This window comes from Mycobacterium sp. NPDC003323 (assembly GCF_053589535.1).
Genome location: NZ_JBSFSB010000003.1, coordinates 425636 through 441815, shown reverse-complemented (window position 1 = coordinate 441815; position 16180 = coordinate 425636). Strand labels below are relative to the sequence as shown.

Sequence of the window (16180 nt, the reverse complement as noted above, 5' to 3'; positions counted from 1 at the left end):
GATCCCACCAATTCGTCAACCTCGGGGACGGTGTCGGACCCTGGGACGACGATGCCGCCATGACAGAGATATTCCTGGGCCGTGAGGCCCTCGGCGAGGGGATGCCTCGCCAGACACTGCGGCAGTGGTACAAGCCGATCTTCCGCGGCGTGTACACGGGCAAGAGGGTCGTGCCGACCCTGGCGGACCGGGCGATGGCGGCGTGGCTCACCTCCGATCGCACCGGCGTGATCACCGGGGTGGCCGCCTCGGCGTTGCACGGCGCCGACTGGGTCGACGACACCGAACCGATCGAGATCCTGACCGGGCAGCGACGGCGTCAACCCGGCCTGCACGTGCGCATGGATCGGATTCGACCGGACGAGTGGACCATGCTGGACGGCATCCCGGTGGCCACCCGGGCGCGGACGGCCTTCGACCTCGGGCGTTACCAGCCGCGTTCGCAGGCGATCGGCCGACTCGACGCCTTGATGCGTGCCGCCCCGTTCGACCGGTACGAGGTGGCGGCGCTGATGGGACGCTACAAAGCGGTGCGCGGTGTCCGGCAACTGCGCGAACTGCTTCCGCTGGTTGATCCGGGGGCGGCGTCGCTGAAGGAGAGCTGGTTGCGACTGTTGCTGATGGACAACGGCTTTCCGAGACCTCAGACGCAGATTCCGGTGTACGACGTGGACGGCAGGGTCTTCGCCTATGTCGACATGGGCTGGCAGGAGATCGGGCTGGGAGTCGAGTATGACGGTGATCAGCACCGGACGACTCGTCCGCAGTATGTGAAGGATCTGCGGCGGTTGCCGAAGATCCGTGCGCGCGGCATCGAGGTGATCCGGGTGATCAACGAGGACACCAAGTCCGAGGTCTTGGAGCGCGTCGGTGAGGCGTTCGTGGGTCGTGGCGGCGCCGAGATCGACGAAAAGGTTTGGGCTTCTCGCACTTTCGCACCCGTATGTTCGTTTGGGCGGGAAGGGGAGGTGGCTTAGAAGCTGGGCGCTAGACGCGGCGCGGGGCGGCCAGTCGCTCGGTGCGCAGCCGGTCGACCTCGGGGAGTTCCAGCGGCGGCAGGTCGCCGACGACCTGGGACAGCAGATGATCGGCGAGTTCGGGGTTGCGCGCCAGGCACGGCCCGTGCAGATACGTGGCCACGACGCTGCCCTGCACCGCCCCGTCGTAACCGTCGCCGGCGCGGTTGCCCGCACCCTTGGTGACGGCCGCCAGCGGCTGCGCATCGGGACCGAGAACCGTCCCGCCGCGATGGTTTTCGAATCCGGTGAGCGGCTGGGACAGACCGGTCAGCAGCGGCTTGGACGCCACCTCGCCGATGGTGCGGGTCTGCTGCGGTGCCGTGGTCACGTCCAGCAGTCCGACCCCGTCGACGCGTTCCCCGGCCGAGGTCTCATACCAGTGGCCGAGCACCTGGATGGCCGCGCAGATCGCCAGCACCGGGGCGCCGCGCACCGCGGCACGCTGCAGTCCGGGGTAGCGGATCAGGTGCTTGGTGGCCAGCCGCTGCGCGTAATCCTCGGCGCCGCCCAGGGTGTAGATGTCCAACGAGTCGGGCACCGGGTCGGCCAGGGTGATCTCGACGATCTCGGCGTCGATTCCGCGCAGCGCCAACCGTTGCCGCAACACCACCGCATTGCCGCTGTCACCGTAGGTGCCCATGACGTCGGGCAGCACCAGTCCGATCCGGATCACGAGACGCGCCGATTCAGTTGCAGGAACGCGGTGTAGTTCGCGATCACCTCGACGTGCCCGGGTGGGCAGGAGGAGATGGCGGCGACGGTGTCGTGCACCAGGGTGTGCTCCACACCGGCGTAACCGAGACGCACCGCCAGATCGGTGCCGCGCTCACCGGCCGCGACCACCTGTGTCTGTTCGAAGTGTTCGAATCGGACATCCCACAGCCAGGACAGATCCTCCCCGTCGGGAACCTGTCCGTTGACCGAGATGACCACGCCCGCAGCGTCTTTGTCGATCATCGACAGCGCCTCCTGCCAGCCGGCCGGGTTCTTGGCCAGCAGCAGACGAGCGGTGTGGTTGCCCACCCGCACGGTTCGATAACGCCCGGCGACCTCGTCGACGCCGGCCACCGCGGTGACCGCGGCGGCCGGATCGGCGCCCAGCGCCACTGCCGCGGCGACGGCCTGGGTGGCGTTGCCGCGGTTGGCCGCCCCCGGCAGGGCCAGCGTCATCGGCGCGGTGAACCCTTCGGGCCCGTGGATCTCGGTGGCGTCGTAGGACCAGTGCGGCGTCGGTCGCTTGAAATCGGTTCCGGTGGAATACCAGTGATCGCCGTCACGGACGATGATCTCGCCGCTGCGTGGACAGCTCACCGAGTCGCCGGCCCACGACCCGCCGGCGGCCACCCACACCACGTTCGGACAGTCGTAGGCCGCCGAGGTCATCAGCACGTCGTCACAATTGGCGATCACGACCGCATCGGGATGCCGGGTCAGGCCGGCGCGCAGGGTGCGCTCGATGTGATTGATCTCACCGACCCGGTCGAGCTGATCGCGGGACAGATTCAGCAGCACGATCACCGACGGGGACACCGCATCGCTGACATGCGGCACGTGCATCTCGTCGACTTCCAGCGCCGCCAACTCGGCCTTGCGGGTCCCGGCGAGCGCCGCCACCAGCCCGGCATCCATGTTGGCGCCCTCGGCGTTGGTCGCCACCGGACCCAGCGTGGCCAGCGCGGCGGCGGTCATCCGCGTGGTGGTGGACTTGCCGTTGGTGCCGGTCACCACGACCGTGCGACGTCCGGAGCCGAGCTGGCCGAGGATCGATTTGTCGATCGACATGGCCACCAGCCCGCCGATCATCGCTCCGGCACCGCGCCCCGTCACCCGGGAGGCCCAGCGTGCGGCGGCGCCGGCGCCCAGCGCCACGCGTCCCCGCGCTGAAATGCTCATCCCGCGAATTTTAAGGGCCCGACACGCGGCACCGCGATCCGGTGTTGTCGGAGGCCCGTGCCATCCTCGGGTTATGAGCCAGTGCTGGGGCCGGCCGTCGGCCGAAGCGGGCGCCGGATGGGCCGTCGTCGATGTGGAGACGACGGGCTTCCGGCCGGGCAAGGCTCGGGTGGTCAGCGTCGCGGCCCTCGCGGTCGGGGATGACGGCAACGTCGAACATAGCGTCGCCTCGCTGCTCAACCCGGGCGTCGACCCGGGGCCCACGCATGTGCACGGCTTGACCGCCGAGATGCTGGAGGGCCAGCCCACGTTCGCCGATATCGCCCCGCAGTTGATGGAGGTGTTGCACGGCCGGACCCTGGTGGCTCACAACGTCGCCTTCGATTACGCGTTCCTGGCGGCCGAGGCCGAACTGGTCGGCGCGCAACTGCCCACCGACACCGTGATGTGCACTGTGGAGTTGGCCCGCCGGCTGGACCTGGGCACCGAGAACCTCCGGTTGGAGACGCTGGCGCGGCACTGGGGTGCCACCCAGTTGCGCCCACACGACGCGCTCGATGATGCGTTGGTGCTCGCCCAGATCCTCAAGCCCGCCCTGGCGCAGGCGCGGGAACGCAAGTCGTGGTTGCCGATCCGTCCCGTCAGCCGGCGCATCTGGCCCAACGGTCAGGTCACCCACGATGAGCTGCGTCCGCTGAAGGTGCTGGCCGCGCGCCTGCCGTGCACGTACCAGAACCCCGGGCCGTTCGTACCCGGACGGCCGCTGGTGCAGGGCATGCGGGTGGCGTTGTCGGCCGAGATGACGCGCACGCACGAAGAGGTGATCGAGCGCATCCTGGATGCCGGGTTGGCCTACGCCGAGAACGTGGACCAGCAGACCTCACTGGTGGTGTGCAATGACGCCGCGCCCGAGCAAGGTAAGGGCTATCAGGCCGCGGACCTGGGAATACCGCTGGTCAGCGACGCCGATTTCATGGCAATGATCGACCGGGTGGTCGGTGGCACCGATGTCGAGGAGTTCACCGATGCCACCGCCGACGGGGATCAGTTCACGCTGTTCTGAGCGCGCGCGGCCCGGTTCACCGCCGAGACCACCGCGCGCAACGATGCCGTGGTGATCGAGGTGGCGATGCCCACGCCCCATACCGTGCGGCCGTCGATGGAGGCCTCGACGTAGGCGGCGGCCTGCGCCTCCTCGCCCGAGGACATCGCATGCTCGGAGTAGTCCAGCACGTTGACGTTGAAGCCGATGGCGCCGACGGCATCCACGAACGCGGCCAGCGGGCCGTTGCCGGCACCGACGATCTCGCGCTCCTCGCCGTTGACCTTGACCACCGCAGTGATGGTGTCGGTGCCACCGTCGACCTCGGCCGCGTCGACCTTCTGCCGGATGCGCTCCAGCGGCTCGATCGGGCGCAGGTACTCCTCGGAGAAGGCGTCCCAGATCTCCTTCGGCGAGACCTCACCGCCCTCACCGTCGGTGATCTGCTGGATGGCCTGGCTGAACTCGATCTGCAGCCGGCGCGGCAGCGCCAGCCCGTGATCGGCCTTCATGATGTAGGCCACGCCACCCTTGCCGGACTGCGAGTTGACCCGGATGACGGCCTCATAGGTGCGCCCGACGTCCTTCGGGTCGATGGGCAGATACGGAACCTGCCACAGGATGTCATCGACATCCGAATCCTGTTCGTCTGCAGCAACTTTCATCGCATCCAGACCCTTGTTGATGGCGTCCTGGTGGCTGCCGGAGAACGCGGTGTAGACCAGGTCGCCACCGTAGGGGTGGCGCTCGTGCACCGGCAGCTGGTTGCAGTACTCGACGGTGCGACGGATCTCGTCGATGTTGGAGAAGTCGATCTGCGGGTCGACGCCACGGCTGAACAGGTTCAGCCCCAGCGTCACCAGGCAGACGTTGCCGGTGCGCTCACCGTTGCCGAACAGGCAGCCCTCGATACGGTCGGCGCCGGCCTGATAACCCAGTTCGGCTGCGGCGACGGCGGTTCCGCGGTCGTTGTGCGGATGCAGGCTCAGGATGATCGAGTCGCGCGGGGCCAGGTGCCGGTTCATCCACTCGATCGAGTCGGCGTAGACGTTCGGGGTCGCCATCTCGACGGTGGCGGGCAGGTTGATGATCAGCGGCACCTCGGGGGTGGGCGCCACGATCTCGGCGACGGCGTTGCAGACGTCGACGGCGTACTCCAATTCGGTGCCGGTGTAGGACTCCGGCGAGTACTCGAAGCGCCACTGGGTGTCCGGGTACTTCTTGGCCTCCTCGACGCACATCCGGGCGCCGTCGGTGGCGATCTTCTTGACGGCCTCGCGATCGGCGCGGAACACCACGCGGCGCTGCAGGATCGACGTCGAGTTGTAGAAGTGCACGATGGCCCTCGGCGCGCCGGCACACGCCTCGAAGGTGCGGGTGATCAGCTCCGGACGGCACTGGGTCAGTACCTGAATGGTGACATCGTCGGGAATGGCGCCCTGTTCGATGATCTCGCGGACGAAGTCGAAGTCGGTCTGGCTGGCCGACGGGAAGCCGACCTCGATCTCCTTGTAGCCCATCCGCACCAGCAGGTCGAACATGCGGCGCTTGCGGGCCGGGCTCATCGGGTCGATCAGCGCCTGGTTGCCGTCGCGCAGGTCGACGGCACACCACAGGGGTGCGGTGTCGATGACCTTGTCCGGCCAGGTGCGGTCGGTCAGCCGGATGGGTTCGACTTCCTCGGCGAAGCTGCGATAGCGGTTGACCGGCATGGAAGTGGCGCGCTGGGTGTTCCAGACGGGCTGGCCGGGGTTGGGAGCACCGTCGGGCGTGGTGATGGTGCGCACCGACGCGAACGCGTCGGGAGAATCTACTGAGGACTTGCTGAAGCTGGTCATGGTGGCTCCGGGGTCTTGTTCTGGATTTCAGACCGGCGCATCGCGAAGACCCGCGACGGGAGGCCAGTCTGGATCAGACCCCGTCGCGGCGTCCGAGAAGGAGCACCCGCTGCACGTGGGCAACTGTACTCCGGCTGGGTCCCGAGCCAAAACGGTGGTCGCAGAGTTTGGTGCAAGTGGGGGCCGTGCACCCCGCTTAAGGTGCTAGAGGACGACGAATGCGGGGGTTTGATGAGCGGGTCGGTCGAGGTGGTCACCTCGGAACTGCAGCTGGCAGCGGATCGGTTGCGCGCGTCCGGCCAGCGGTTGCAGGACGGATTGTCCGCCGTCGACCTGGAGACCGGCAACCTGCTCGGCTCGGGTTGGAAGGGCGAAGCCGCGACGGCGTTCGCGAAGTACTGGGACCAGTGGCACACCGGCGCGGGGCAGGTGGTCCGCGCGTTGCAGACGATGTCGGATGCGCTGGACGAGGCCGCGCGCGGCTACACGGCGCAGGACGAGCAGGCCAGCGGTGCGCTGGATACGACCATGGGCGGCGGCTCGGGATCGGGGTCGGGTGCTGCCGGCGCGGGCGGTGGCAGTCCGTCCGGTGCTGCGGCGCCGACGGGCGGTGGATCCGCCGCGCAGGACGGCGGTCCGGGCGCACAGACGGGCGGGGCCGGCGCACCCGGTGGCGGGCCGACCAACCTGGCCGATTCGATGAACCTTGGCCAGGCCTTGCAGCCGTTGTCGCAATTGGGCGCGATTCCTGCTCAGATGGCAGGCCAGCTCACCGCCGGCATGGTGCAGGCCGGTCAGTTGGCGGCCGGAGCTGCCCAGCAGGCGGTGCAGGCCGGTATCCAGCAGGCCGAGGCGGCCGAGGCCGCGGAGCAGGCACAGCAGGACTCCGAGAAGCCTGAGGAAAGCACCGAGGACGACAAGCCCCCGAGCGAAGCGCCCCAGGAAGCGGCCGCCGCCGAGCCCGGGGTCGCTGCGCCGGTCGATCCGCCGCGTGAGGGGCCGGGCACGTCGGGTCCGGAGTCCGCGGCCGGTAGGAGGTTGTGATGACGAAGCTGGTGGTGGACTTCCCGCAGCTGCAGGGCGCGATCGATCACATGACCGAGTTCGGCCGCGAGGTCGCCGAGGTACTCGAGGAGATCGACCAGGCGATGGCCGCACTGCGTGCCAACTGGGAGGGGCAGGCCTCGGACACCCAGGCGCAGACTCAGCAGCAGTGGGAGGACGGCGCCGAGCAGATGAGGACGTCGCTGGAGGCGCTGCGCAAGGTCGCGGAGAACGCGCACAAGAACTACACCGACGCGGTGAACAAGAACGAACAGATGTGGGCGGGCTGAATCGGTGCGCATCGAGGTAGAGCCGCAGGCGCTCATCGACGCGGGCAAGAATGTCGGCTCACTGGGGGCGCAGCTCGGGGCGTTGTCGGATGCGATGAGCCAGGTGCTGTCCAGTGGCATCGCGTCCGGTACAGATCCGGCGGGGCTGAATTTCGGTATCCAGTACGGCCGGCAGGCTGACGCCTTCGCCGAGTACCTTGCCCAACTGACCAACTCGTTCAAGAGCGTGGGGCTGATGCTGGAGGCCACCGGCATCAACTACCAGCACGCCGACCAGGCATCGACGCCCGGCGGGGCGGGGCCGTCGGGCGCGGTCAGCAACGAACAGGCCGAGACCAAGGCCGGTGATGCACCGTATGCATCGATCACCGGCTTCGTGCCGCCGCCGCCCAAATGGTGGTTGATCCAGCCGTTTCTGAACATGATTCCGCTATTCGGTATCGCGTTGACGTGGCCGACCGGAAACTCCGGGATGATGAATGTCACTGCGGCGCAGTGGACCAACGTGGGCCGCGGGCTCAAGGTCTTCGAGCCGGCGCTGCAGGCAGCCGCCATGGCCGCCGGCGCCCAGGACATCCCCGAGGTCGGTCAGATCAAGAAAGCCCTGCAGGATCTGGGGGAAGGTGCCACAAAGCTGGCCACAGTGGCCGACGGAATCGGCACCGCGATCACGGATTTCGCTCGCGGCGTACAAGAGACCCAGGACGCGATCCGCAGTCTTCTCGACCGGCTGTCACTGGACGGGTTGATCGACACCATCACCGGATTCTTCACCGGCGAGGGTGAGGACACTCTGCGGCAGATCGCCGACGAGGTCGGCACCGTGCTGGAGAATTTCTCGAACCAGATTCAGGGCGTCCTGGGATTGTTGGAGGAACTCGGGACGCTGCTGGGTGAGGCGTCCGACGCCTTCTCGAAATGGGCCAGACCCATTCTGGTGGAGACGTTCGGCGAAGATGCGGGCAACGCCCTGGCCACCGTTCTCGATGTCTACACCGATATCCAGGTCGGCGGCGCCGTCGCGGTGATCGGCCTGGTATCGGGCACGGTGGCTTTGGCCGATCCCGATACGTGGAAGGGCCTGGCGGACACCGCGGTCATGATCGCCAAGGATCCGAGCATGATCGACGATGTCCTCAAGCAGGCCGGCAGCGAGTTCATCGCGCTGGACGAATGGCAGGGCGAGAATCCGGGCCGCGGATTCGGTGAGGCCGTCGGCAATATCGCCACCCTGTTCATTCCCGGTGGCGCGCTGGCCAAGGGCGGTGCGGTCGCCAAGGGGCTGGCGGCCACCCGCAATCTGCTGCAGAAGGGTGAGTTGGGACCGCTCGGCCGGCTGCCGGGGCTCGGCGGCAACCGGACACCGGACATGCCGGAGCTTGCGGATGCGCCTGCCGCGCCTGATATTCCGGAGTTCACGCCGCCGTCGGGTGTCCCTGGGGCCATTCCCGGTCCCACGGGCGCCGGCCCGGGCTCGCCCAGTGGCGCCGGAAATGCACCTGTCCGTCCGCAGGGCGCCGATCCGGGATCGGGTGCGGGCACCGGTGATGCGCCGACAAGCGCCTCGCCCGACGGCTCTGGTTCGAATCCGGCGGGTGCCGGAGCGGGTAGCCCGTCCTCGGGCGGACCCGCGCCGACCGGCGGCTCGCCGAGTCCCGGCGGCGGTGACGGCGCTTCGTCGAATAACTCTGTGCCAGGCGGTGGCTCGCCGAGTTCGAGCGTTGGGTCGGGGGTGTCGCCGTCTTTGGGTTCATCCGATGACTCGCCCGGCTCCGGCGGATCGAGTAACCCGCCGATCAGCGCCTACGGCGATTCGACGACTTCGGGCGGACCGAGCAAGTCCGGTGGTTACGACGGCGTAGAACCATCTCCGAGCGGTGGTTCGGCCTCGGGTGGCAATCAGGCGCCGACGGATTCGTCGACCGCTGCTCAGGGGTCTGCCTCCGACGCGCCGACGGACCGTTCGGCTGACCACCCCGACGAATCGCAGACCACGGCGGGCGACGATGGTTCGACTCCGAACGGACATGGCGACCAGGGACCAGAGACACCGCCGACTGGACTGACTGACGCCCAGCGTGACGAGATTCTGGCGCAAGAGAAGGGCAGCCGTCCCGACCCGTCGGAATACCTGTCGCAGGAGTACATCGAGGCGCATCTGGAGAGATTCGACCAAGGTGGAACCAGATTCATGTTGAACGACTCGTACGAAGCCTACGGAATTGGGCAGCGGGACGGCACAACGTTCCTGTTTCCGACCAGTGAGATCGACGACTTGATGGCGCAGACCGGCGGCGACAACGCAGCTTTGGAGAGAGCGCTCGGGTTGCCCGAAGGATATCTGAATGACAATGTCATCCGCGTCGATGTGCCCGATCTCCGAGAGTACGATCTGCGGGTTCCGTCGGGTAACGAGGCAGGCGCAAATGACCAGTGGATTCCCGGCGGCTATCTTCCCCAAGGGACACCGGAGGCGGTGATCGACGGATCGCGAGTGCCGCCCGAAGATTTGACTATTACCGATCTGTCGGATCCGGAAGGGGCAGGATGAGGTTCGAGAAAACGCACTTCTCAAAGGAGAAAAGATATTGGCTTGGAGTCGAATCGGATTCCGGTAGGCACTATCTCGGCATCCCGATTTCAAACGCGATGGTCGACTACATCGAGTACTACTGGATCGACCCGCAGGAGTATCGCCTTTTCGCCGAAGATCCCCAATCTGCCTTCGACTTCGCGGAGGCGTGTCGCCGTCGAGAGAATGACGACCGCCTCGTTTACACCCCAGGAGCAGACCGAGGAACCCCACGGTAGCCGCGCCTATGCCAAGTGGTGTGGTCCATCGACCGATAAGCCGCTGGAAGGCCCGCTACACCTGTGAATCCGGGAACGCGATGACCGACAGGAACCGGATCGGCAGCTCCACCAGGTCCACCGGTCCGTGCGCCCCCTCGCCGTCGATCTGCAGCGAGTCCCCGGGGTGCAGCGTGTACACCGACCGGCTGTGGCTGTAGTCCATCACCCCTTCGAGCATGTAGATGAACTCGGTGCCCGGATGTTGGAACAGCGGGTAGGTCTGGCTCTTCTCGGTGAGCGTCACGTGCAGGCACTCCAGCCGCTTGTGCTCGCCGCGCAGCGAGCTGAGCAGCTGGTACTCGTGCCCCTGTTTGGTGCCGTTGCGCACGATCTCCGCCCCGGTACCGGCCTTGACGAAGGCCGCGGGCCGTTCGACGTCTGCTCCGCGGAACAGACTGGTCACCGGCACATCCAGGCCGCGGGCCAGCAGCGCCAGCGTCGACAGACTGCAGGAGGTCTGGGCGTTCTCGATCTTGGACATCATCGCCTTGGAGATGCCGACCCGCGCCGCCATCTCGGCCACGGTGAGGCCGTGCTGCTGACGCAACTGGCGTACGTTGCGCCCGATCGCCGCCTCGAACTCCAACTCCTCGACCGGCTCGTGCGGATCCCGCTCGCGAGCCGTTCCGGACTGGTTGCGCAGCAGCGGAACGTCACTCACGGCGGGCCCCCTCGTGGTCTAGCGCATCTCCCCGGCACCGACGTACGGATACGGGCTCTTGAGCAGTCTGCCATCGGCGAACCGGGACAGTGCAAAGTCGGTCTCCGGAATGCGCGGGTCGCTGCTGCGACCCTCGGTGATCAGGTCGGCCACCAGCCGCCCGACCGCAGGTGCGATTTTGAAGCCGTGGCCGCTGAACCCGGCCGCCACGATCAGTCCGTCGAGACCTCCGGTCGATATCACCGGGTTCCAGTCCGGGGTGACGTCATAGCAACCTGCGTAGCTGCCGGTGATCGCCGCGTCGGTCAGGCCGGGGAACCGGCTGCCCACCTTGTCCACGGTCAGATCGATGAACCCGTCGGTGGCCCGGTTGAGGTAGTCGTCGGGATCGGCGTCCTCACACTGCGCGAGATCGCTGTTGCCGAACAGGATCTCCCCGCCCAACTCGGGGCGCACGTACTGCAGCGACACCAGATCCGAGAACACCGGCACCGGACCGAGTTCCAGGCCGGGACAGATGGTGACGATCTGCTCGCGGACCACCCGGATCGGTACGTCCACACCGTGGCGGGCCAGGAAAGGCCGAGTCCAGGCGCCGGTGGCGACCACGACGGTGCCCGCCGAGACCTCGGTACCGTCGGTCAGTCGGATGCCGGTGACCCTGTCCCCGTCGATCAGCAGGTCGGTCACGTTGGCGCCCTGCTTGATTCGCACGCCGGCCGCACGTGCCGACACCGCGAACGCCTGCGCGGTCTGATAGGCGTCACCATAACCACCGCGAGCCTCCCAGCCGAACGCGGCGAAGTCGCTCAGATCGGCGCTCGGCCACATCTCGGCGACCTCGTCGACCCCGATCTCCTCGGTCTGCACGCCGACGGCGCGCTGGGCGGCCAGACTCGAACGCAGCGCCTCCACATTGGGTTCGCCGACGCCGACGACATAGCCGGTCTGCCGGAACCCGATGTCGGTGGCGTGGTCACCGAGGAACTGTTGCGGCTTCTCGAAGACGTCCAAGCTGGAGGTCGCCATCGCGGCCAGCGAGCTGACACCATAGTGACAGCGCACGATGCCACTGGATTTCCCGGTCATGCCGGAGCCGACGGTGCTGCGTTCGGCGACAAAGACATCGGTGACACCGCGCTGACTCAGCGCCCACGCCGCCGCCGTGCCTTCCAGTCCGCCGCCGACGATGACGACGTCTGCGGTGCTCATATGCCCATCCCCGGGCCCCGGCCTGGAATCCACTCAGTACCTGCCAGCGGCACCCGCGCCATGGCGGCGGCCTCGATGGTGATGGCCACCAGGTCCTCGGGTTCCAGGTGGGTGACGTGCGCCTTGCCGCACGCGCGGGCGATGGTCTGAGCCTCCATGGTGAGCACGCGCAGGTAGTTGGCCAGCCGCCGGCCACCCTCGATGGGGTCGAAGCGCGCGGCCAGTTCGGGATCCTGGGTGGTGATGCCGGCGGGGTCGCGGCCGTCCTGGAAGTCGTCGTAGAACCCGGCGGCACTGCCCAGCTTGCGGTATTCATCCTCGTAGCGGGGGTGGTTGTCGCCCAGCGCGATCAGTGCGGCGGTGCCGATCGCGACGGCGTCGGCGCCCAGGGCCAGGGCTTTGGCGACGTCGGCGCCGGAGCGGATGCCGCCGCTGACGATGAGCTGCACCCCTGATCGGTGAACGTCCAACTCCTGCAGCGCCTGCACGGCCTGGGGGATCGCGGCCAGGGTCGGGACCCCGACGTGTTCGATGAAGACGTCCTGGGTGGCGGCGGTGCCGCCCTGCATCCCGTCGACCACGACCACATCGGCTCCGGCGTGCACGGCCAGTTTCACGTCGTAGTAGGTGCGGGTGGCACCGACCTTGACGTAGATGGGCTTTTCCCAGTCGGTGATCTCGCGCAGTTCGTTGATCTTGATGGTCAGATCATCCGGGCCGGTCCAGTCCGGATGCCGGCAGGCGCTGCGCTGGTCGATCCCTTCGGGCAGGGTGCGCATCCCGGCCACCCGCGGGGAGATTTTCTGTCCCAGCAGCATTCCACCGCCGCCGGGTTTGGCGCCCTGGCCCAGCACGATCTCGATGGCATCGGCCTTGCGCAGATCGTCGGGGTTCATACCGTAGCGCGACGGCAGGTACTGGTACACCAGATGCTTGCTCTGCCCCCGTTCCTCCGGTGTCATACCGCCGTCACCGGTGGTGGTGGAGGTGCCGGCCTCGCTGGCACCGCGGCCGAGTGCCTCCTTGGCCGGGCCGGACAGTGCCCCGAAACTCATCCCGGCGATGGTGACCGGGATATCCAAATGCAGTGGGTGTTTGGCGTGCCGGCCGCCCAGCACGATGTCGGTGCCGCAGCGTTCGCGGTAGCCTTCCAGCGGGTAGCGCGACATCGACGCGCCCAGGAAGAGCAGATCGTCGAAATGGGGGAGTCGGCGCTTGGCGCCCCAGCCGCGGATGTCGTAGATGCCGGTCTCGGCGGCACGTTGGATGTCGGCGATCGTGTTGCGATCGAAGGTGGCGGATTCACGCATCAGTAGGCACTCGCATTGTCGACGTGGAAGTGGTAGAGGCTACGGGCGGACCCGTAGCGGGTGTACTCGGAGGTTTCATCGGAATAGCCGGCCGCAGAGAGCAATTCGGCCAGCTCGGCATGATGTTCGGGCCGCATGTCCTTTTTCACGCAGTCCGCTCCCAGCGAGGCGACGGCCCCGCGCACGTAGATGCGGGCCTCATAGATCGAGTCACCGAGTGCCTCACCGGCATCTCCGCGCACCACCAGGCGTCCGGCCTGGGCCATGAACGCGCTCATGTGGCCGATGCTGCCCCCGACCACGATGTCGACGCCCTTCATCGAGATACCGCAGCGTGCTGCCGCGTCACCCTCGATGACCAGCAACCCGCCGTGCGCGGTCGCGCCGGCGGACTGCGAGGCGTTGCCGGTCACCCGTACCAGCCCGCTCATCATGTTCTCCGCCACACCGGTGCCGGCATTACCGTTGATGAGCACCTGCGCCTGCTGGTTCATGCCGGCGGCGTAGTAGCCGACGTGACCGTTGACGGTGACGTGCACCGGCGCGTCCAGTCCGACGGCGACGTTGTGGGCGCCCGCGGGATGGTCGATGACGTACCCACCGCTGACGCCCTTCTGGTGCAGGGCGGAGTTGACGTCACGCAATAACGTTGTCCGCAGGTCGAATTCGGTCACCTTGTCCATGCGTACACCACCTCGGGCTCGGGTTCCCAGATCTTGGCCTTCTCGACGCCGGGCAGGCCGGAGAGTGCGCGGTACTCGCTGGCCATGGCCACCCACTCCGGGGTCTCGGCGATCACCGCGGGTTTGCAGGCGATCGCGTCGCGCACCACCGCGAACGAATCGTGGTTGGACACCAACAGGGTGTAGAAACCGTCGAAGGTCGCGCAGAGCTCCTTCAGTGCGGTCTCGACATCGCGTCCGGCGGCCAGTTGCGCGGCGACGAACCGGGCGCCGACCTCGGTGTCGTTCTCACTGTCGAAGACGACACCCGCCCGGCGTAGCTCGCGCCGGATGGTGGCGTGATTGGCGAAGGATCCGTTGTGCACCAGGCACTGTTGTGGACCGACAGTGTAGGGATGACAGCCCGAGGGCGTCACGGCGGATTCGGTGGCCATCCGGGTGTGCCCGACACCCTGCCAACCCTGCGCCCCGGACAGCCCCCACGCATCGGTCAACGCGCGAGGATGTCCGACACCCTTGAGTACCGCCAGATCGGCTCCGAACCCGGACACCAGCGCGTGCGGGTACATCCGCCGCACGCGTGCCAGCAACTCCTCGGACGACATGTCGGCCGACAGCAGGTAGCTCGAATCCACCCGGACCACATCGACATCGGCGCCGAGGTCAGGGGCGGTGCCCAAATCGGTCACCGAGACGCAACCGCGTCCCGGTGGTGACCAGACCGGATCTCCGTACACCGCGACCCCGGCCGAGTCCGCGCCCCGGTCCGCCATCTCCCCGAGCATCTCCGAAAGCAGTTCCCCCAGCCGGGGGTGGAGCTCCGGAGTGCGCAGGTGCAACCCCACGATCCCGCACATACGTTGTTTCCTGCCCTTCTCAGAATGCCGTCAGGTATGAATCGATCTCCCACGGCGTGACGGTGCCGTGGTAGGTGAAGAACTCCTCGCGTTTGAGCCCGGCGAAGTAGGCCGACACACCGTCGCCGGCGGCGTCGAGCACGCCGGCGACCACCGGGTCGGATTCCAGTTCGTCGACCGCATGCAGCAGCGTCGGCGGCAGATGTGAGGGTCCCTGGGCGCCGACGGTGCCCGGATCGAGGCTGCGTTTGATGCCGTCCAAACCGGCTCCGAGTGCCGCCGCGATCGCCAGGTAGGGGTTGGCCGATCCGTCGCCCCCGCGCAGTTCGACACGCTGGTCGTCGGGCACCCGGATGTAATGGGTGCGGTCATTGCCGCCGTAGCTGGGTTTGCGCGGTGCCCATGAGGCGCCGGAGGTGGTTGTCGTGGCCCCGGTTCGCTTGTAGGAGTTGACGGTCGGGGCGATCACCGATTGCAGCGCGCAGGCGTGGTCGAGGATGCCTGCGATGAATCCGTAGGCGGTCGCCGACAAACCCAGGCCGCGCTTATCGGGGTCGTCGGATCCTGACGGGAACACCGGGGTGCCGCCGCTGGTCAGTGACAGGTGAAAGTGCAGGCCGCTACCGGTGCGATCGCCGAACGGCTTGGGCATGAACGTGGCGATCATGTCGCGTTCGGCGGCGATCATCGACAGCAGGTAGCGCAGCGTGATCACCCGGTCGGCGGTCACCAGTGCCTCGGCGAAGGCGAAGTTCTGCTCGAACTGGCCGTTGCCGTCCTCGTGGTCGTTGGCGTAGTTGGACCAGCCCAGGCTGTTCATCGCCGTGGAGATGTCGGTCAGGTGTTCATACATCCGGGTGACCCCGCGCGCGTCGTAACAGGGCTGTGCGGCGGTGTCGTCGGCGTCGGCGGTGACCAGTGCGCCCTCGGCGGTGCGTCGCAGCAGGAAATACTCGACCTCTGCGCCCACCCACGGTTCGAAGCCGGCGTCGGCGGTCTGCTGGATCAGGGTCTTGAGAATGACGCGGGGCGCGTAGGGCCACGGTTTGCCGTTCACGTGCGGGTCGCAGTGCACCAGCGCCAGGCCGTCCTTGATGAACGGGATGGGCGTGAACGATGCCGGGTCCGGCACGGCGATGAGGTCGGGGTCCTTGGGCTCCTGCCCCATGGCGCCGACCGCGTAGCCGGCAAAGCCCACGCCCTCAATGGCCAGTTGCTCCACCGCCTCGACGGGAACCAGCTTCGCGCAGGGCTTTCCGCGCAGGTCGACGAACAGCGCGAGGATGAATCGGGTGCCGGACTGCTCGGCGAGGGTGGCGAGTTCGGAGGTCATGGGTACCGGAACTTTCGTCTCTTGTCATGAATCAAAGTATCACAGTGTGAAACTCATGTGAGCCCAGAAGGCTCGGTGACCGAGTGGCCACAACCAGTAACCCCCGCCGCTGTTACGAGGGCAGCATCACCGCGTTTCGGCACGG

General features: G+C 67.3%; 14 protein-coding genes. 5 read left to right on the top strand and 9 right to left on the bottom strand.

What is annotated here, in order from left to right; all coding sequences use genetic code 11:
* The first annotated feature begins 59 nt into the window (after positions 1-59).
* Positions 60-977 carry a hypothetical protein gene (locus ACWDUN_RS11735; RefSeq protein WP_449928638.1) on the top strand — a complete coding sequence of 306 codons (918 nt, stop codon included), beginning with the start codon at positions 60-62 and terminating at the stop codon, positions 975-977.
* Positions 978-987: 10 nt separating this feature from the next.
* On the opposite strand, the gene ACWDUN_RS11730 is transcribed toward ACWDUN_RS11735, so the two are convergent.
* Both ACWDUN_RS11730 and ACWDUN_RS11725 read right to left on the bottom strand, forming a co-directional pair.
* Positions 988-1692 (bottom strand): type 1 glutamine amidotransferase, encoded by a 705-nt coding sequence (locus tag ACWDUN_RS11730; RefSeq protein ID WP_449928636.1) that lies wholly within the window; start codon positions 1690-1692, stop codon positions 988-990.
* Positions 1689-2912: a MurT ligase domain-containing protein gene (locus ACWDUN_RS11725; RefSeq protein WP_449928634.1), complete on the bottom strand. Its 1224-nt coding sequence runs from the start codon at positions 2910-2912 to the stop codon at positions 1689-1691. The genes ACWDUN_RS11730 and ACWDUN_RS11725 overlap by 4 nt, the downstream gene beginning before the upstream one ends.
* Before the next feature lie 73 nt (positions 2913-2985).
* Between ACWDUN_RS11725 and ACWDUN_RS11720 the strand changes: the two genes are divergently transcribed.
* Positions 2986-3975 (top strand): DEDDh family exonuclease, encoded by a 990-nt coding sequence (locus ACWDUN_RS11720; RefSeq protein ID WP_449928632.1) that lies wholly within the window; start codon positions 2986-2988, stop codon positions 3973-3975.
* Here ACWDUN_RS11720 and leuA read toward each other — a convergent pair.
* Positions 3957-5792 carry a 2-isopropylmalate synthase gene (gene leuA, locus ACWDUN_RS11715; RefSeq protein ID WP_449928630.1) on the bottom strand — a complete coding sequence of 612 codons (1836 nt, stop codon included), beginning with the start codon at positions 5790-5792 and terminating at the stop codon, positions 3957-3959. The genes ACWDUN_RS11720 and leuA overlap by 19 nt on opposite strands.
* 231 nt (positions 5793-6023) lie before the next feature.
* Here leuA and ACWDUN_RS11710 point away from each other — a divergent pair, with 231 nt between their 5' ends.
* The 3 genes from ACWDUN_RS11710 to ACWDUN_RS11700 are packed head-to-tail and all read left to right on the top strand — an operon-like array spanning position 6024 to position 9677.
* Entirely contained in the window at positions 6024-6836 is an 813-nt protein-coding gene (locus tag ACWDUN_RS11710) for a WXG100 family type VII secretion target (protein WP_449928628.1), read from the top strand.
* Positions 6836-7126: a WXG100 family type VII secretion target gene (locus tag ACWDUN_RS11705; RefSeq protein ID WP_449928627.1), complete on the top strand. Its 291-nt coding sequence runs from the start codon at positions 6836-6838 to the stop codon at positions 7124-7126. The genes ACWDUN_RS11710 and ACWDUN_RS11705 overlap by 1 nt, the downstream gene beginning before the upstream one ends.
* 4 nt (positions 7127-7130) lie before the next feature.
* Positions 7131-9677: a hypothetical protein gene (locus ACWDUN_RS11700; RefSeq protein WP_449928625.1), complete on the top strand. Its 2547-nt coding sequence runs from the start codon at positions 7131-7133 to the stop codon at positions 9675-9677.
* Between the two features lie 315 nt (positions 9678-9992).
* Here ACWDUN_RS11700 and ACWDUN_RS11695 read toward each other — a convergent pair whose 3' ends face one another.
* The 6 genes from ACWDUN_RS11695 to glnT are packed head-to-tail and all read right to left on the bottom strand — an operon-like array spanning position 9993 to position 16035.
* On the bottom strand, positions 9993-10640 hold the full coding sequence (locus tag ACWDUN_RS11695) for a helix-turn-helix domain-containing protein (RefSeq protein ID WP_449928623.1): 648 nt from the start codon (positions 10638-10640) through the stop codon (positions 9993-9995).
* Between the two features lie 18 nt (positions 10641-10658).
* Positions 10659-11852, bottom strand: a complete 1194-nt coding sequence (locus tag ACWDUN_RS11690) for an NAD(P)/FAD-dependent oxidoreductase (protein WP_449928621.1) — start codon at positions 11850-11852, stop codon at positions 10659-10661.
* Entirely contained in the window at positions 11849-13162 is a 1314-nt protein-coding gene (locus ACWDUN_RS11685; RefSeq protein ID WP_449928619.1) for an FMN-binding glutamate synthase family protein, read from the bottom strand. Before ACWDUN_RS11685 ends, ACWDUN_RS11690 begins: the two co-directional genes overlap by 4 nt.
* Positions 13162-13845 (bottom strand): protein glxC, encoded by a 684-nt coding sequence (locus tag ACWDUN_RS11680; RefSeq protein ID WP_449928617.1) that lies wholly within the window; start codon positions 13843-13845, stop codon positions 13162-13164. The genes ACWDUN_RS11685 and ACWDUN_RS11680 overlap by 1 nt, the downstream gene beginning before the upstream one ends.
* On the bottom strand, positions 13833-14702 hold the full coding sequence (locus ACWDUN_RS11675) for a glutamine amidotransferase (protein ID WP_449928615.1): 870 nt from the start codon (positions 14700-14702) through the stop codon (positions 13833-13835). The genes ACWDUN_RS11680 and ACWDUN_RS11675 overlap by 13 nt, the downstream gene beginning before the upstream one ends.
* A 19-nt stretch (positions 14703-14721) precedes the next feature.
* Positions 14722-16035 (bottom strand): type III glutamate--ammonia ligase, encoded by a 1314-nt coding sequence (glnT, locus tag ACWDUN_RS11670; protein WP_449928613.1) that lies wholly within the window; start codon positions 16033-16035, stop codon positions 14722-14724.
* Positions 16036-16180 lie beyond the last annotated feature (145 nt).

Coding starts and splice junctions, on each gene's coding strand:
- ACWDUN_RS11735 (WP_449928638.1), top strand. CDS start 60: ATGACAGAGATATTCCTGGGCCGTGAGGCCCTCGGCGAGGGGATGCCT.
- ACWDUN_RS11725 (WP_449928634.1), bottom strand. CDS start 2,912: ATGAGCATTTCAGCGCGGGGACGCGTGGCGCTGGGCGCCGGCGCCGCC.
- ACWDUN_RS11720 (WP_449928632.1), top strand. CDS start 2,986: ATGAGCCAGTGCTGGGGCCGGCCGTCGGCCGAAGCGGGCGCCGGATGG.
- leuA (WP_449928630.1), bottom strand. CDS start 5,792: ATGACCAGCTTCAGCAAGTCCTCAGTAGATTCTCCCGACGCGTTCGCG.
- ACWDUN_RS11710 (WP_449928628.1), top strand. CDS start 6,024: ATGAGCGGGTCGGTCGAGGTGGTCACCTCGGAACTGCAGCTGGCAGCG.
- ACWDUN_RS11705 (WP_449928627.1), top strand. CDS start 6,836: ATGACGAAGCTGGTGGTGGACTTCCCGCAGCTGCAGGGCGCGATCGAT.
- ACWDUN_RS11690 (WP_449928621.1), bottom strand. CDS start 11,852: ATGAGCACCGCAGACGTCGTCATCGTCGGCGGCGGACTGGAAGGCACG.
- ACWDUN_RS11685 (WP_449928619.1), bottom strand. CDS start 13,162: ATGCGTGAATCCGCCACCTTCGATCGCAACACGATCGCCGACATCCAA.
- ACWDUN_RS11680 (WP_449928617.1), bottom strand. CDS start 13,845: ATGGACAAGGTGACCGAATTCGACCTGCGGACAACGTTATTGCGTGAC.
- ACWDUN_RS11675 (WP_449928615.1), bottom strand. CDS start 14,702: ATGTGCGGGATCGTGGGGTTGCACCTGCGCACTCCGGAGCTCCACCCC.
- glnT (WP_449928613.1), bottom strand. CDS start 16,035: ATGACCTCCGAACTCGCCACCCTCGCCGAGCAGTCCGGCACCCGATTC.